Here is a 14,456-nt window from a genome sequence, read left to right as displayed (position 1 = left end):
AGACAGCCCCAGGGCCTGATGGCGCGAGATGTAAAGGATGGCCCCCTTTGCTTTGCCCCGCTACCGTCCCACATGTTCCTGAACCAGGTCAGTGGCCCTCCACCGCCTGCACAGGAAGGACGCCCCACAGGCGGCACACGGAGCACCCCCCGGGAAGGCCCCGGGCGGCGCCCGTCTCCCCCGCCGCCCCACGGGGGAGCCCCGGCGCGAGGGCCTTGCGCGGCTGGAAGGGGATTCCTAGGATAGGGAATGCTGCAACGCAGGCCGGTATGCCGCGAGGAGGGAGCACATGTGGATGGTGCCGAAGGCCATCACCCTGACCGCGGGATCTGGGGAGGGGAGCACGGAGATCAACGCCTTCGACCGGGCCCTCCTCAACGCCGGGATCGCGAACCTGAACTTCCTCCGGGTCACCAGCATCCTGCCTGCGGGCTGTCGGGTCGTCCCCATGAGAAGGATTCCGGCGGGGACCCTCATGCCCGCGGTGTACGCCCGGATCAGCAGCCACGTCCCCGGGGAACGCATTGCGGCCGCCATCGGCGTGGGCTTCAGCGAGGACTCGTACGGAGTGATCATGGAGTATTCCCACCGGGGGACTGCGGAGAACGCGGAGCAGATCGTTCGCCGGATGGTGCGGGAGGCCTTCGAGAGCCGCGACCTGCGGTTGCGGGAGGTGGTGGTGGAATCCACGGAGCACGTGGTGGAACGCATCGGTTGCTCCGTGGCCGCAGTACTTTTCTGGCCCGACTGAACGCCCGCATCCCCGGTCGGCCTCGACTCAAGGGAGGGCACAGGAGGAAGAGGCGATGGAGGAGTGGTTTCGGGATACCGGCGGGGAAGGGTTCGCCAATGCATATCGCATTGATGAGGTGCTCTTCGACGGACGTTCCCGCTATCAGCACGTGCAGGTGGTGCGCAATGCATTCTTCGGTCGGATGCTCCTCCTGGACGAGGCGGTACAGACCACGGAGGCGGACGAGTTCATCTACCACGAGATGCTGGCGCACCTCCCTCTTGTCACGCATCCCGCTCCCGCCTCCCTCCTCATCATCGGCGGGGGAGACGGCGGACTGCTGGAGGAAGCCCTCAAGCATCCCCTCAGGCGAGCGGTGATGGTGGAGATCGACGAGCTGGTGGTGGAGGTCACCCGACGGTACATCCCGGAGATCCCCAGAGGTGCCTTCGAGGACCCCCGGGTGGAGCTCCGGTTCGAGGACGGATTTGTCTACGTCCGCCGCACGGAGGGACGGTTCGACGTCGTACTGGTGGATTCCACGGACCCCCAGGGACCTTCCGTGCCGCTTTTCAGCTCGGAGTTCTATGGGGACCTCCAACGCCTCCTCACGGAGGAGGGGGTGGTGGCCGTCCAGAGCGGGTCCCCCCTCTACCAGCGGGATCTCATCGTGCAGGTTCGGCGAAACCTCAAGCAGCATTTCCCCATTGTCCGCACCTTCCTGGTCCCCATCCCCACGTACCCGGGGGCTCTATGGTCCTTTACCCTGGGCTCTAAGGGGCCGGACCCCCTGGCCATCTCCCCGGGGGTGATTGAGGATCGGATCGCGGGGATGAACCTCCAGTACTACACCGCGGCCCGCCACCACGAATCCCTCATCGCCCCACCCTTCCTGCGCGAGGTGCTTGAGGCGTAGTGCGGTTCCTGGGCACTCGCCAGACCCCACGCCCGGTCGCGGCGATCCTCGGCGTTCCGTACGACGGTACCCAGTCCTACCGGCGTGGGGCGGCGCAAGGGCCGGAGGCCATCCGGGCCGCCTCGTGGAGTCTGGAGACCTACAGCCCTGTGCTGCACCGGGATCTGGAAGCGCACCTGGCGGTAGCGGATCTCGGAGATCTCCCCGTGGCAGGGCTCGATCCTTCCGCTATGGTGGAGGTGGTGGCCCGGACGGTAGCTTCCCTGGACGCGGACACCGCTCCGGTCCTGCTGGGAGGTGACCACACCCTCACCCTGGGCGCGGTACGGGCCCTTGTAGCCCGCCATCCGGACCTCCGGGTGGTCCAGTTCGACGCCCACGCGGATTTGCGGGAGGTCTACGAAGGGAACCGGTTGTCCCACGCCTCCGTGATGCGGCGGGTGTGGGAGGTGGTGGGGGATGGCCGGATCGTGCAGCTGGGGATACGGTCCGGAATCCAGGAGGAATTTGAATTCGCACGGGCACACTGCCGGTGGAGCCTGGGTGCCCTCGCCCTTCCGGATACGGTGCGGCACGAGCTCCAGCAGGTCCCGGTTTATCTCACCCTGGATCTAGACGTACTGGATCCTGCCTTCGCGCCGGGGGTCGGGAACCCGGAACCGGGTGGGCCCTCCTTCCAGGACCTCTGCGGGGCCCTCCGAGGCCTCGGGCGCCTCCGGGTGGTGGGGTTGGACGTGGTGGAACTGGCCCCTCCCTTAGACCCTTCCGGGGTGAGCGCGGTGGTGGCCGCCAAACTCCTCCGGGAGGTCCTCCTCCAGTTCTTCACCGCCGGGTGAGTTCTATGCGCACCTGCTCATGGAACCCCTCCAGGATCTCCAGGAACTCCTGGCGGGGAGGGCTGGTGCTTGCCGCGGGGAGGGGGCCCAGGAGGGCACGGATCTCCGCAAAGGTCAACCCCCGATCCCGGAGGTCCTCGACCCGATCCTGGGAGATGCCCGTGGCCCGGTGGAGGGCGAGGATCCGGTCCGCTTCCGCCCCGGGATCCGTCCCCTGAGCGAAGGCCAACAGGACCGCGGTAGGGACGTTGCCCACCGCGGCGAACCGGAGCCCTGCCCGCTCCCATACGAGGACCCGGAGGGCCCCGGAAGCATACAGGCGTGCCTCGAGATCCCCGCGGCGCAGGGGGAACCCGATCGGAAGGAAGCGCACGCGCCCGGCAGGGATCTGGAACAGGGAGACCGTGGTTTGCCCATCCCCGTACCAGAGCACCACGGCCTGGGCGCCGCCGATCCGGACGATTCCGGCACCACGGTACCGGAATCCCGCGGGCACCTCCGCGGGCGCCACGGGGAGGAAGCCCACATGCGCAGCGAGATCCGAGAGCCGGAGGGCCCGAAAGCCTTCCGATCGGAGGTCCACCACCCGGGCCCTGGCAGGGGGCCGGAACCGGAAGAGGACAGCAGGCAGGTCCGGCACAACGCGGATTCCCGTGAAGGCAGAGGCGAAGAACACCCCACGTTCCGGATCCGATTCCTGCCAGGCAAGGATCAACCCCGTAGCCCGATCCACCCAGATCCTCCGGTAGACGCCCTGGTCCCTGGGAACGATCTCCAGGAGGTATGCCGGGCGTGCCACGACCCGGGTCATCCCCAGGAGCCGCACGCGGTAACGCTCGACGAGCGTCTCCGGCTCCTGGAAGCCCGGACGGCCCAGGGACGGGCCCCGCACTACGAGGTGCACGGAAGGTTCATAGTGCCAGGTCTCTTGACCGGTGTCTATCAAGATCCGCCCCGCGATCCTCTCCGGGGAGAGGTACTCCATCCGGTAGGCATGCGGGCGCCGGTGCATCTCCAGCAGGGTCACGGACTCCACCCTGCCTCTCCGATGGACTGCGAGGACCTTCGTGCCCTCATAGCTCACCGTCTGGGGCGCCCTTAGCGCCCACCGGAGGACGGCCAGAGGGGAATCCATCCGGCCGCCCGCGCTCCCTCCCGCCGCCAGCACCACGAGGGCCAACGCCATACCCCAGCGGCTCACCGGTCCTCCTCCGGAGGACGCTCTCCCGTGAGGGAGAGGTTGGCGTCCGTGAGGGTGATGCCCACATAGGCCCGATCCACCAGAGGGTTTGCGGAGGACTCGCGGGTGTGCTCCCACACGAAGAGGTCCACCACCCTCCCCGCATCCTGGGAGGTGTCCCGTTCCATGCGAAGGAGGGGAACCGCGCCAAGCACCACTACCGCTACCAGGGAGGCCGCGGCGACCACGATTCGGGTTTGGGCGCCCGCGAACAGTCTCCGGAGCGTGCCCGACCCGTCCGGTCCCCCCCTGGCGGTCTCCTGCCCCCGCACCACCCGGAGGATCCCCGCGGTGATCTCCTCCGGGAGGGGTCGGCCCGGAAGGGCCCGGAGAACGCCCCGCACCCAGCGCAGTTCCTCCAGGAACGCCCGGGCCTCCGGGTCCGTGCGCAGGAGCCGTTCCACCTCCGCCCGCTCCTGAAGGGTCACCTCCTCGTCCAGGTAGCAGGAGAGCAGCCGCTCCAGGCGGTGGTTCACGTCCTCCCCTCCTCCCCGCGGACGCCGCCACCATCTGCCCGGCAGTAGAAGGGTGCAAGGCGGTCCCGCAGAAAGCGCCGTGCCCGGTGTAGGCGGGACTTCACCGTCCCGATGGGAATCCGCAGGATCTGGGCCACTTCCTCATAGGAAAACCCCTGGATGTCTACCAGGACCACCACCATCCGGAGGTCCGGGGTAAGGGCCGCCAGGGCGTTCTGGATCTCGGCATCCATCACGGGGTTCACCACCTGCTCTTCGGGGCTGCTGGACTCGTCCGGGACCGTCCGCTCCGCCTCGTCCCCCCGGGGTGTGACGACCGGAACGTCGAGGGATTCCACCCGTACCCTTCCCCGCTTCCGGAGCTGATCGATGAAGAGGTTCAGGACGATCCGATACAGCCACGCGTCCAACGGTACCCCGGGCTCCACCCTGGAGAGCGCCCGGTAGACCCGCAGGAAGGCCTCCTGGGTCAGGTCCTTCGCATCGGCCTCGTTCCCGCTCAGGCGGTACGCGATGTTGTAGACGTGGCGGCCGTAGCGATGGACAATGGCCTCGAAGTGCGCCACTTCCCCCGCGGCCGAGTGGCTCGCCGGGGAGTCCGGCACCAGGGCACCCTCAAGGAGATCCGCCACGCCCATCCTTACGGAGGGCGGGCAAAACCGGTTCCATCCCAACATGGACCCTCCCAACGCAGCCGTCCAGCGCGTTCACTCCAGATGGAATGCCGGAGTTCACCCCCCGGGAGACCCTGCTCATCGCCCTGGCGGCCGTGCTGGCCATAGGTGCCGTGCTGGCTCGTAGTCTTTCCCCTCCCACCCCGCCCGTGGTGATCCAGGCCCCAGACGAACCCTCCCCCAATCCTGTGCCCGCATCCCCCCGCATCCATCCCCTCGTTGAGTTCACCGGGCCCCTCTCCCTCAACGCTGCCACCCAGGAGGAACTGGAGCAGCTGCCGGGGATTGGGCCGAAGCTGGCCCATCGCATCGTCCAGGACCGAGCCCTGCGAGGCCCGTATACCCGGGTGGAGGATCTCCTGCGGGTAAGGGGCATCGGACCGAAGCTCCTCGAACGGATTCGACCCTACGTCCGGGTGCCCTGACACCCTACCCCTTTGTCTGCGCCGGCACGGGCTCGGAGACCACGTTGACCACCTTCCCCGGCACGTAGACCACGTGCTTCACCCGGCGCCCGTTCAGCGCCTGCTGGACCTTGGAGCTCGTGAGCGCCAGCTCACGGGCACGGTCCTCGGGGATGTCCGCGGGGACGGTGATCCGGTCGCGTACTCGGCCGTCCACCTGCACCACCAGGGTGATCTCTGGGGTCCGCGCCAGCTCCGGATCATAGGAGGGCCAGGACTGGGTGTGCACGCTGTAGGATCCCCCGATGCGCTCCCACAGTTCCTCCGCGAGGTGGGGGGTGATGGGGGCCAGCAGGAGCACGAGGTGACGGATCGCCTCCGCCCAGGCCTGTGTGCCCCGAAGCCGGCTCTGGACCCGGCCCAAGTGGTGGGTGAACTCCATGAGGGAAGCGATGGCGGTGTTGAAGGCGAACTGCTCGAAATCCTCCGTCACCCGCTTCGTGATCCGGTGGGCCCACCGGCGGAGCTCCAGCTCCGCCTCGGGATCCGCAGCCCGGGCCGGATGACGGACCTCCTCGGCGGTCCCGGCGACCACGCCCCACACCCGCCGCAGGAACCGTGCAACCCCCTCGATGTCCCGGCTGCTCCAGGGGCCTCCCTCCGCCCACGGCCGCATGAACATGAGATAGGCGCGCACTGTGTCGGCCCCGTACTTGGCCACCTGCTCGTCGGGGTCCACCACGTTGCCCCGGGATTTGCTCATCTTCTCCCCGTCCTCCCCGAGGATCACACCCTGGTTAAACAGGCGCAGCGTGGGCTCCCGGAACCGCAGCAACCCCAGATCCGCCAGCGCCTTGGTGAAGAAACGGGTATAGAGGAGGTGCATCACCGCGTGCTCGGCTCCCCCTGTGTACTGATCCACGGGGCACCAGTAGTGCACCTCCTCCACGTCAAAGGGGCCCTGGTCGTAGTGCGGAGAGACGTATCGGTACTGGTACCAGGAGGAATCCACGAAGGTGTCCATGGTATCCGTCTCCCGTTCTGCCTCTCCGCCGCACCGGGGGCAGCGGGTCCGACGGAACCCCTCGTGGTACTTCAGGGGGGACTCGCCCGTGGGCATAAAGTCCACATCCTCCGGGAGCAGCACCGGCAGGTCCTCGTAGGGCACGGGCACCGTCCCGCACCGCGGGCAGTAGACGATGGGGATGGGGGTCCCCCAGTACCGCTGGCGGCTGATGAGCCAGTCCCGCAGCCGGTAGCGCACCGCGGCCTTGCCCTTGCCCTGCTCCTCCAGCCACGCGATGACCTTCGGGATCCCTTCGGGGACCAGGGTTCCATCGAAGGGGCCGGAGTTCACCATACGGCCCGGGCCCTCGTAGGCGCGTTCCAAGGGTTCCTGGAGCGGCTCACCCTCGGGACGGACCACCACCCGGACGGGAAGGCCGAACTTCCTCGCGAATTCGAAGTCCCGCTGGTCGTGGGCGGGAACCCCCATGATGGCGCCTGTGCCGTAGCCCATGAGCACGTAATCCGCGATCCACACGGGGATCCGCTCCCCGGTCACGGGATTCTCCGCGTACGTGCCCAGGAACACCCCGGTTTTCTCCCGCTCCGTGCTCATCCGCTCGATCTCGCTCTGGCGGCGGGCCTGGTAGCTGTACGCCTCCACCTCCTTCCGGCGGTCCAGGGCCGTGAGAACCTCCACGAGCGGATGCTCGGGCGCCAGCACGAGGAAGGTGGCACCCCACAGGGTGTCCGGCCGTGTGGTGAAGACCGGGACCTCGTGCGGGGTGCCGTCCGGCGCAAAGGCCCGGAAGACCACCTCGGCTCCCTCGCTGCGGCCGATCCAGTTGCGCTGCATGGTGACGATGCGTTCAGGCCATTGGATCCCGGAGAAGTCCAGCAGTTCCTCCGCGTACTTCGTGATCCGGAAGAACCACTGCTCCAGATCCCGCTTGACCACAGGGGTATCGCACCGCTCGCACCGTCGATCTGGGCCGACCACCTGTTCCCGGGCCAGGGTGGTGTTGCAGTTCGGGCACCAGTCCACGGGTGCCAGGGCGCGGTACGCAAGCCCTGCCTCGTAGAACTTCAAAAAGAACCACTGGTTCCACTTGTAGTACTCTGGCTCGCAGGTAACGATCTCCCGGGACCAGTCCCACATGGCTCCCATGGAGCGCAGCTGCGCCCGCATGCGCTGGATGTTCTGCATGGTCCAGGTCTTGGGATGAATCCCGTGCTTGATGGCCGCGTTCTCCGCGGGGAGCCCGAAGGCATCGAACCCGATGGGGAACAGCACGTTGTACCCCTGCATGCGCCGGAAGCGGGCCGCGGCATCACTGGGGGCCATGGCGTACCAATGGCCGATGTGCAGATCCCCGCTGGGATAGGGGTACATGGTGAGGAAGTAGAACTTCGGTCGGTCGCTGCGCTGGGGCGTGTGATAGAGCCCGTCCTGCTCCCACCGGGCCTGCCACTTCGCCTCGATGGCCTTGGGATCGTACCGGGAGGGCATCGCCTCACGCTCCTTCCACATAGGTGAGCCAGCCGTGGCGGTCGGGTGCCTGGCCCCGCACGATGGCGAAGAAGGCGTCCTGGATCCTCCGGGTCACGGGCCCGGGTTGCCCCTGCCCGATCACCTGCCGATCCACGGATCGCACGGGGGTGATCTCCGCCGCGGTCCCCGTGAGGAAGACCTCATCTGCCACGTACAGCATCTCGCGGGGGATGGGCATCTCCCGGACCTCGTATCCCAGCTCCCGGGCGAGCGTGATGGCCACCTGCCGGGTGATGCCGGGGAGGATGGACTGGGCGAGGGGAGGCGTGTAGAGGACCCCGGAGCGGACCAGAAAGAGGTTCTCGCCGCTCCCCTCGCTCACGTATCCTTGGACGTCTAGCATGATGGCCTCCCCGTAGCCGTCGTCCACGGCCTCCATGGTGGCGAGCTGGCTGTTCACGTAGTTGCCCGCGATCTTGCCCATGGCAGGGTGGGTGGAGGGTGCCATCCGCCGCCACGAGGAGACCCTCACGTCTACCCCTTTCTCCAGGGCCTCGCCCCCGAGGTATGCCCCCCACTCCAGGGTGAGGATGGCGACCTCCACCGGGGACTTCCGAGGGTCCAGGCCGAAGGCCCCGGCCCCCCGGTACACCAGGGGCCGGATGTAGCAGGAGGCGTGCCCGTTGGCCCGGACCACCTCCAGAATGGCCTGTCGAAGCGCCTCCTTGGAGTATGGCACGGCCATGCGGAAGATCCGGCAGGAGTCGTACAGGCGGTCCAGGTGCGCCTCCAGGCAGAACACCGCAGGACCTCTCGGAGTGGGGTACGCCCGGATCCCTTCGAAGACGCTGCTCCCGTAGTGCAGGCTGTGGGCCGCCACGTGGACCACCGCGTCCTCCCAAGCCACGAGCCGCCCGTTGTGCCAGATGTATCGCCCTCGCTCCATCCCCGCACCCCGCTCCGTTCGGCGGATTCAAAAAACCTCCGGCCCTCAACTGGGTCGGAGGCTTCACGGGAACCGTGTGCCGATCTCCTAAAAATTTCATTGGTGGAGCCAAGGGGACTCGAACCCCTGACCTCGTGCATGCCATGCACGCGCTCTCCCAACTGAGCTATGGCCCCACCGATGCTCCTCTTACCTCGTACCTCGGGCTCTCCGCCCACCCGGATCTGGGCCCGCCCAGGTCCCTAGTATAGGGGAAGGAACGCGGGCACGTCAAAAGCCCGCCTTCCCTGACTACTGACCCGCGGACGCCCAGGGAGGAAGGATCACAAAGGCCCGGTCATGCCCTGGGCCGCGTGTTGGCCCACGCTGCAGATGAAACCGTACTGGCCCCGTCCCTTCGCCATGAACTCCACCTCCGCCTGCCTGCCGGGCTCCACAAAGACAAAGGGGCGTCCGTCCGAGGTAGTGCCCCGTCGGAACTCTCCCCGAACGATGAGTTCTACCTGATCGAAATACGCGGAGGCGATGTTGTGGGGACGCTGTGGATCCTCGTTCACCAGCTGCAGCACCATCCGATCCCCCTCATGGAGCCGGATGATATTGGGATCGAACTTGAAAGAGGTCATGGAGATCCGGATCACCTTCCGGGACGGGGCGGGAGCCGCGGAGAGGGCCATCGCCCCGACCGCCATGGCCAGTAGGGACAGGCCAGCCAGGCGTGCCTTCATCGTCTCACCTCCGGGCGTGTTGGGATCGCTCCCATCCCGCCACGCCCGTGTAACGGGAGCTTCACGGGCCTAGCCCCCCAGGTAGGCCCGCTTCACCTCGGGGTTCTCCCGCAGATCCTCTGCCCGCCCCTCCAACACCACGGTGCCCGTCTCCAGCACGTATCCCCGATGCGCGGTCTCCAGAGCCATGAAGGCGTTCTGCTCCACGAGGAGGATGGTGGTCCCCTGCCGGTTGATCTCCTGGATGGCCTCGAAGATCTGCTCCACCAGCATGGGCGCCAGTCCCATGGAGGGCTCGTCCAGCAGGAGCAGTCGGGGACGGGCCATCAGACCCCGGGCGATGGCCAGCATCTGCTGCTCGCCTCCGGAGAGGGTGCCTGCCACCTGGTGGAGGCGCTCCCGAAGCCGTGGAAACAGAGCAAAGACCCGCTCCAGATCCTCCCGGACTCCCTGCGGATCCGCACGGGTAAAGGCACCCAGTTCCAGGTTTTCCAGGACACTGAGCTGTCCGAAGATGCGGCGTCCTTCCGGCACCTGCACCACGCCCCGCCGCACGATCTCATGGGCCGGGAGTCGGCTCAGCTCCTCTCCCGCAAACCACACGGAGCCGTTCCGGGGGCGCAGCAGGCCGCTGATGGTGCGCAGGGTGGTGGTCTTCCCGGCTCCGTTGGCCCCGATAAGGGTGACGATCTCCCCGGCCTCCACGTGGAGGGAGACGCCCTTGAGGGCATGGATCTGGTCGTAGTACACGTGCAGGTCCCGGATCTCCAGGAACGCCATGGCTAGCCCGCGGCGATTCCCAGCCGTCGGCGTCCGAGATAGGCCTCGATGACCCGCGGGTCGTTCTGCACCTGCTCGGGGGTCCCCTCCGAGATCTTCTCCCCGTAGTCCAGCACCGTCACCCGTTCCGAGATGCTCATCACCACCCGCATCTGGTGCTCGATGAGGAGGATAGTGATCCCCAGTTCGTCCCGCAGCTGACGGATGAACCGGATCATCTCCGCGGTCTCCGCGGGGTTCATGCCCGCGGTGGGCTCGTCCAGCAGCAGGAGCTTCGGACGGGTGGCCAGGGCCCGGGCCAGCTCCAGCTTCCGCTGCTCCCCGTACGGCAGGTTGCGGGCCAACAGGTGGCCCCTGCCCCCAAGTCCAACGAACTCCAGCAGCCGCCGGGCCTCCGCGTGCGCCCACCGTTCCTCCCGGCGGACCGCGGGGCTGGCGAACACCGCCCCCACCCAGGTAGACCGGAGGTGCATGTGCAGCCCCACCAGCACGTTTTCCAGCACCGTCATGTTGGCGAACAGGCGGATGTTCTGGTAGGTGCGGGCGATCCCCAGGTGGGCGATCTCGTCCGGACGCAGGCCGTCGATCCGCTGCCCGGAAAACCAGATCTCCCCCTCGTCGGGCCGGTAGAACCCCGTGACGCAGTTGAACAGGGTGGTCTTCCCGGCGCCGTTGGGCCCGATGATGCTGTGGATGGACCGCTCTTCCACCTCCAGGTCCAGGGCCCGGATGGCCACCAACCCCCCGAAGCGCTTGGTCATGCTCCGGGTGGCGAGGATGGTCACGCTACGATCCCCCCTCCGTCAGGGCCTCCGCCGGGGCACGGGCCACACCTAGGGGCTCCTCTTCCAGGGCGCGCAGCTCCCGCCGCTGGGCGGCCGCGGGCAGCAGTCCTTCAGGGCGCAGCAGCATCATGGCCACCAAGGCTATTCCATACACCAGGAACCGGAACTCCCCGAACTCCCGCAGGAGCTCCGGAAGCCCGATGAGCACCACAGAGCCCACGATCACCCCGGGAATGCTACCCATCCCCCCCACGATGATGAGGGCCAGCACCTGGATGGAGATCAGCAGCTGGAAGCTGTGGGGGAACACCGAGCCCACCATGACCGCAAAGATGGCTCCCCCCACGCCCGCAAAGGCCGCGCCCAGGCCGTACGCCAGGAGTTTGACGCTCACCAGATTGATCCCCAGGGCCTCGGCCACATCCTCGTCCTCCCGGATGGCCATCCACGCGCGGCCGAGCCGCGAGTCCTGCAGCCGCCACGCCACGTACGCCACCACCGCGGAGGCCAGCACCGTCAGGTAGTATAGGTGCTGCGGTCCAGAGAGCTCGAAGCCGGCCAGCACGGGCTTGGGGATCGCCAGGATCCCCTGGGATCCACCGAGCCAGGGGCGCAGGGCGTCCGAGAGGACCAACAACCGTACGATCTCCCCGAAGCCCAGGGTAGCGATGGCGAGGTAGTCCCCCCGGATCCCCAGCACCGGGATCCCCAGGATGACCCCCGCGATCAGCGAGACCGCCACCGCCACGGGCACCGCGGCCCAGAAGGACCAGTGCGCAATCCCGTGCTCCCCCACCGAGGTCAGCAGCCCCACGGTGTACGCACCGATGGCGAAGAAGGCCACGAACCCCAGGTCCAGCAGTCCTGCCAACCCCACCTCCAGGTTCAGCCCCAGTCCCATGAGGGTGTACAGGCCAACGATCACCAACACCTGTGCCACGAACGGACCTCCGGCAAGGGGGAGGGCCGCCAGCAGGGCCAGCCCCACGAGGCTCCATATGACCCGTGTTACCCTGGTGGAAAGGGCACGCGGACGCCGGACGCGCGCCCGCAGGGCTGGTCGCGCGGCGGCCAGGAAGGCGGAGGCCACGGACAGCACCACCACCCCTTGCGCCGTAGGTCCTCCCCCCGCTACGAACAGCCAGTCCCGGATGGAGGCGAGGCCCTCCGGCTGCAGGATCAGCATCACCAGGTCCTGGAAGAGCGCGAGGCCCACAGCCGCCGCGGCGCCCACGAGGGGTGGCCGGACCACTGCGGAGGGTGCGCAAGAAGCCGCCGATCCCACCAAGCCCAGCAGTCCCCCTGCGACCACCGCTCCTGGCCAGGCCACGGGGGGTGGATGGCCCCCGGAGAGCAGTTGGAACAGGACCGGCGAGGCGTTGACGAACATGCCGCGCAGGTCCACCTGGGAACGCAGCCACACCAGCAGGCCCACGCAGAACCCCGCCACCGCTCCCGCCGCCAGTCCGGCCCCAACCCGGACCGAGAGGGTCCCCCGGGAGTGCCGGCCCGCCACCCACCCGCTGGCCAGCAGGATGGCCAACAAAAGCACCTGCCCGGCGGACAGCCAGCTGTCCACCACCCACCGGGCGTGCAGGGCCTCCACCAGGCCCGCGAGGCTTACGAACCACGCCACGGCTCCGAACACCAGCCCCACCCGCCACACGGCTACGCCCTCTTGGCCGCCAGCCGCTCCCCGAGGATGCCCTGCGGCCGGAAGATGAGCACCATGACCAGCATGGTGAAGGCGATGACGTCCTTGAGCTGGTAGGGGGCAGGGATCCCTAACCCGTCCAGGAACAGGGCGGGTCCCACGGACTCCACCACTCCCAGGAACAGCCCTCCCAGCATGGCGCCGGGGATGTTGCCGATGCCCCCCAGCACCGCCGCGGTGAAGGCCTTGATCCCGGGTACAAATCCCATGAAGAAGTGCACCTGCTTGAATACCAGGGCGTACAGGATGCCCGCGGCGCCCGCGGCGGCACCCCCGACGGCGAAGGTGAGCACGATGACGCGGTCCACGTCGATGCCCATCAGGGCTGCAGTGTCCTTGTCCTCGGACACCGCGCGCATCGCCTTGCCCACCTTCGTCCGCATGACGAACTGGTACAGGGCGAACATCAGCACCGCGGCGCTGGCCAGCACCACCGCCTGGGTGCGCAGGATCCCGATCCCCAGCACCTGCCACTCGCCCTTAAAGAGCTCGAACTCGGGGTACGCCTTGAACCCGGATCCATAGAGGCCGCGGAAGGCGTACTGGAGGAAGAAGGAGGCCCCGATGGCGGTGATGAGGGGCACCAGGCGGGGAGCCCGCCGGAGAGGCCGGTAGGCCACCCGCTCCACTAGCACCGCCACCCCCATGGACACCGCGGCGGCCACCCCCACCAGGAGTAGCAGGCTCAGGAGGGGGTGCCGGTTCAGGAAGCCCGAGGCCGAGAGGGAGGCAGCCACGAAGTACGCGGTGTAGGCCCCGCTCATGAACACCTCCCCGTGGGCGAAGTTGATCATGCGCAGGATGCCGTACACCATGGTGTAGCCCAGGGCGATGAGGGCGTAGATCCCTCCCTGCGCCAGGCCGAACACCACGAAGTCCACCCACTGCTCGCCCGTGTACCGCCCCAGGCGGAGAGTCCCCACGGTCCCCCACACCACCACCAGGATGACGGCCAGGCGGAACGCCCACAGGAAGGCGTCCACGAAGCTCCACCGCCGTACCACCGGGCGTCGTACCGCGCCCGCCGCCACGATCCCGACCTCCCCACAAAAGCCGCGGCGGGGGTGGGCGCCACGGCACCACCCCCGCCCGGACGCGTCTTGCTAGCGCTTCATGGACCAGACCTTCTTCGGGTCCGTGCCCGGGTTCCACTTGGCCGGGTCCGCGGAGATGGTCTGGTACACCGCGATCTTGGGGTCCGCGCAGTCCCCGTAGGGGTTGCAGGTGAGAGTCCCGGTGATGCCGGGGAAGTTGCGGGTGGCGAACAGGGCGTCCCGCAGGGCCTTGCGGCCGATGTAGGTGTTGCCCTGCGCGTCCTTTCGGGCCACCTTCTCGATGGCCGCGAAGATCATCATGGCCGCATCATACGCGTGCGCGTGGAAGGCGCTGAGCGGCTTTTCCCCGTACTTCCTCTGGTGCTTCTCCAGGAACTGCTGGTACTTGGGCCCCAGGGCTTCCACGGACAAGTCCGGGCTCGAGTGGTACATCCCCCGGGCCGCCCCCCCCGCGGCCTTCCAGAAGTCCGGGGAGAAGGTTCCGTCCGCGCTCATCAGCCTGACGTTCTCCAGGCCCGAGACCTCCTTGGCCTGGCGGGTGATGTGCCCGCCCGCGGCGATGAAGATGGGGTAGTAAATGAGCTGTGGCCTGCCCGCGGCGATGCGGGTGAGCACGGGCCGCATGTCGGTGTCCGTGGGGGAGATGGCCTCCTGGGAAGTGATGGTCCCGCC

Annotated in this window: 15 protein-coding genes and 1 tRNA gene; 4 read left to right on the top strand and 12 right to left on the bottom strand. The window is 67.9% G+C overall.

Annotation, left to right across the window (positions count from 1 at the left end; genetic code table 11):
• Positions 1-289: 289 nt before the first annotated feature.
• From N0A24_11840 to speB, 3 genes are read left to right on the top strand one after another with little or no spacing between them, the layout of a single operon-like run.
• Positions 290-751, top strand: coding sequence for an arginine decarboxylase, pyruvoyl-dependent (locus N0A24_11840; protein MCS7174033.1), 462 nt, complete (start codon positions 290-292; stop codon positions 749-751).
• 55 nt (positions 752-806) lie between these two features.
• Positions 807-1,649 (top strand): polyamine aminopropyltransferase, encoded by an 843-nt coding sequence (speE, locus tag N0A24_11835; protein ID MCS7174032.1) that lies wholly within the window; start codon positions 807-809, stop codon positions 1,647-1,649.
• Positions 1,649-2,485, top strand: a complete 837-nt coding sequence (gene speB, locus N0A24_11830; GenBank protein MCS7174031.1) for an agmatinase — start codon at positions 1,649-1,651, stop codon at positions 2,483-2,485. Before speE ends, speB begins: the two co-directional genes overlap by 1 nt.
• Here the strand turns inward: speB and N0A24_11825 are convergent.
• The 3 genes from N0A24_11825 to N0A24_11815 are packed head-to-tail and all read right to left on the bottom strand — an operon-like array spanning position 2,472 to position 4,878.
• Positions 2,472-3,686 carry a hypothetical protein gene (locus N0A24_11825; protein ID MCS7174030.1) on the bottom strand — a complete coding sequence of 405 codons (1,215 nt, stop codon included), beginning with the start codon at positions 3,684-3,686 and terminating at the stop codon, positions 2,472-2,474. The two genes, speB and N0A24_11825, sit on opposite strands and share 14 nt — an antisense overlap.
• Entirely contained in the window at positions 3,683-4,201 is a 519-nt protein-coding gene (locus tag N0A24_11820; protein ID MCS7174029.1) for a hypothetical protein, read from the bottom strand. The genes N0A24_11825 and N0A24_11820 overlap by 4 nt, the downstream gene beginning before the upstream one ends.
• Entirely contained in the window at positions 4,198-4,878 is a 681-nt protein-coding gene (locus N0A24_11815; GenBank protein ID MCS7174028.1) for a sigma-70 family RNA polymerase sigma factor, read from the bottom strand. The genes N0A24_11820 and N0A24_11815 overlap by 4 nt, the downstream gene beginning before the upstream one ends.
• Positions 4,879-4,922: 44 nt before the next feature.
• On the opposite strand from N0A24_11815, the gene N0A24_11810 reads away from it, so the two are divergent.
• Entirely contained in the window at positions 4,923-5,300 is a 378-nt protein-coding gene (locus tag N0A24_11810) for a helix-hairpin-helix domain-containing protein (protein MCS7174027.1), read from the top strand.
• A 4-nt stretch (positions 5,301-5,304) separates the two neighbouring features.
• Here N0A24_11810 and leuS read toward each other — a convergent pair whose 3' ends face one another.
• The 9 genes from leuS to N0A24_11765 all read right to left on the bottom strand — a co-directional run.
• Positions 5,305-7,794, bottom strand: coding sequence for a leucine--tRNA ligase (leuS, locus tag N0A24_11805; protein ID MCS7174026.1), 2,490 nt, complete (start codon positions 7,792-7,794; stop codon positions 5,305-5,307).
• Positions 7,795-7,798: 4 nt separating this feature from the next.
• The gene (locus tag N0A24_11800) at positions 7,799-8,722 is read right to left on the bottom strand and encodes a branched-chain amino acid transaminase (protein ID MCS7174025.1); all 924 of its coding nucleotides are present in this window, start codon (positions 8,720-8,722) and stop codon (positions 7,799-7,801) included.
• Positions 8,723-8,822: 100 nt separating this feature from the next.
• A tRNA-Ala gene (locus N0A24_11795) sits at positions 8,823-8,898 on the bottom strand.
• A gap of 147 nt (positions 8,899-9,045) precedes the next feature.
• Positions 9,046-9,450, bottom strand: coding sequence for a cupredoxin domain-containing protein (locus N0A24_11790; GenBank protein ID MCS7174024.1), 405 nt, complete (start codon positions 9,448-9,450; stop codon positions 9,046-9,048).
• 69 nt (positions 9,451-9,519) lie between these two features.
• The gene (locus tag N0A24_11785) at positions 9,520-10,230 is read right to left on the bottom strand and encodes an ABC transporter ATP-binding protein (protein ID MCS7174023.1); all 711 of its coding nucleotides are present in this window, start codon (positions 10,228-10,230) and stop codon (positions 9,520-9,522) included.
• 2 nt (positions 10,231-10,232) lie between these two features.
• Positions 10,233-11,015: an ABC transporter ATP-binding protein gene (locus tag N0A24_11780; GenBank protein ID MCS7174022.1), complete on the bottom strand. Its 783-nt coding sequence runs from the start codon at positions 11,013-11,015 to the stop codon at positions 10,233-10,235.
• 1 nt (position 11,016) lies between these two features.
• Positions 11,017-12,681, bottom strand: a complete 1,665-nt coding sequence (locus N0A24_11775; GenBank protein ID MCS7174021.1) for a branched-chain amino acid ABC transporter permease — start codon at positions 12,679-12,681, stop codon at positions 11,017-11,019.
• A 2-nt stretch (positions 12,682-12,683) separates the two neighbouring features.
• Entirely contained in the window at positions 12,684-13,760 is a 1,077-nt protein-coding gene (locus N0A24_11770) for a branched-chain amino acid ABC transporter permease (protein ID MCS7174020.1), read from the bottom strand.
• Between the two features lie 72 nt (positions 13,761-13,832).
• A partial coding sequence (locus tag N0A24_11765) for a branched-chain amino acid ABC transporter substrate-binding protein (GenBank protein MCS7174019.1) occupies positions 13,833-14,456 on the bottom strand: 624 nt, incomplete at its 5' end.

Source organism: Armatimonadota bacterium, assembly GCA_025059775.1.
GTDB lineage: Bacteria > Sysuimicrobiota > Sysuimicrobiia > Sysuimicrobiales > Sysuimicrobiaceae > Sysuimicrobium.
The sequence above is the reverse complement of the archived record's forward strand: the minus strand, read 5'-3'. Positions and strand labels throughout refer to the sequence as shown.

Excerpts from the sequence above, each read along its gene's own strand:
- N0A24_11840 (MCS7174033.1), top strand. The coding sequence starts at position 290 with ATGTGGATGGTGCCGAAGGCCATCACCCTGACCGCGGGATCTGGGGAG.
- speE (MCS7174032.1), top strand. The coding sequence starts at position 807 with ATGGAGGAGTGGTTTCGGGATACCGGCGGGGAAGGGTTCGCCAATGCA.
- N0A24_11815 (MCS7174028.1), bottom strand. The coding sequence starts at position 4,878 with ATGTTGGGATGGAACCGGTTTTGCCCGCCCTCCGTAAGGATGGGCGTG.
- N0A24_11810 (MCS7174027.1), top strand. The coding sequence starts at position 4,923 with ATGCCGGAGTTCACCCCCCGGGAGACCCTGCTCATCGCCCTGGCGGCC.
- leuS (MCS7174026.1), bottom strand. The coding sequence starts at position 7,794 with ATGCCCTCCCGGTACGATCCCAAGGCCATCGAGGCGAAGTGGCAGGCC.
- N0A24_11800 (MCS7174025.1), bottom strand. The coding sequence starts at position 8,722 with ATGGAGCGAGGGCGATACATCTGGCACAACGGGCGGCTCGTGGCTTGG.
- N0A24_11790 (MCS7174024.1), bottom strand. The coding sequence starts at position 9,450 with ATGAAGGCACGCCTGGCTGGCCTGTCCCTACTGGCCATGGCGGTCGGG.
- N0A24_11785 (MCS7174023.1), bottom strand. The coding sequence starts at position 10,230 with ATGGCGTTCCTGGAGATCCGGGACCTGCACGTGTACTACGACCAGATC.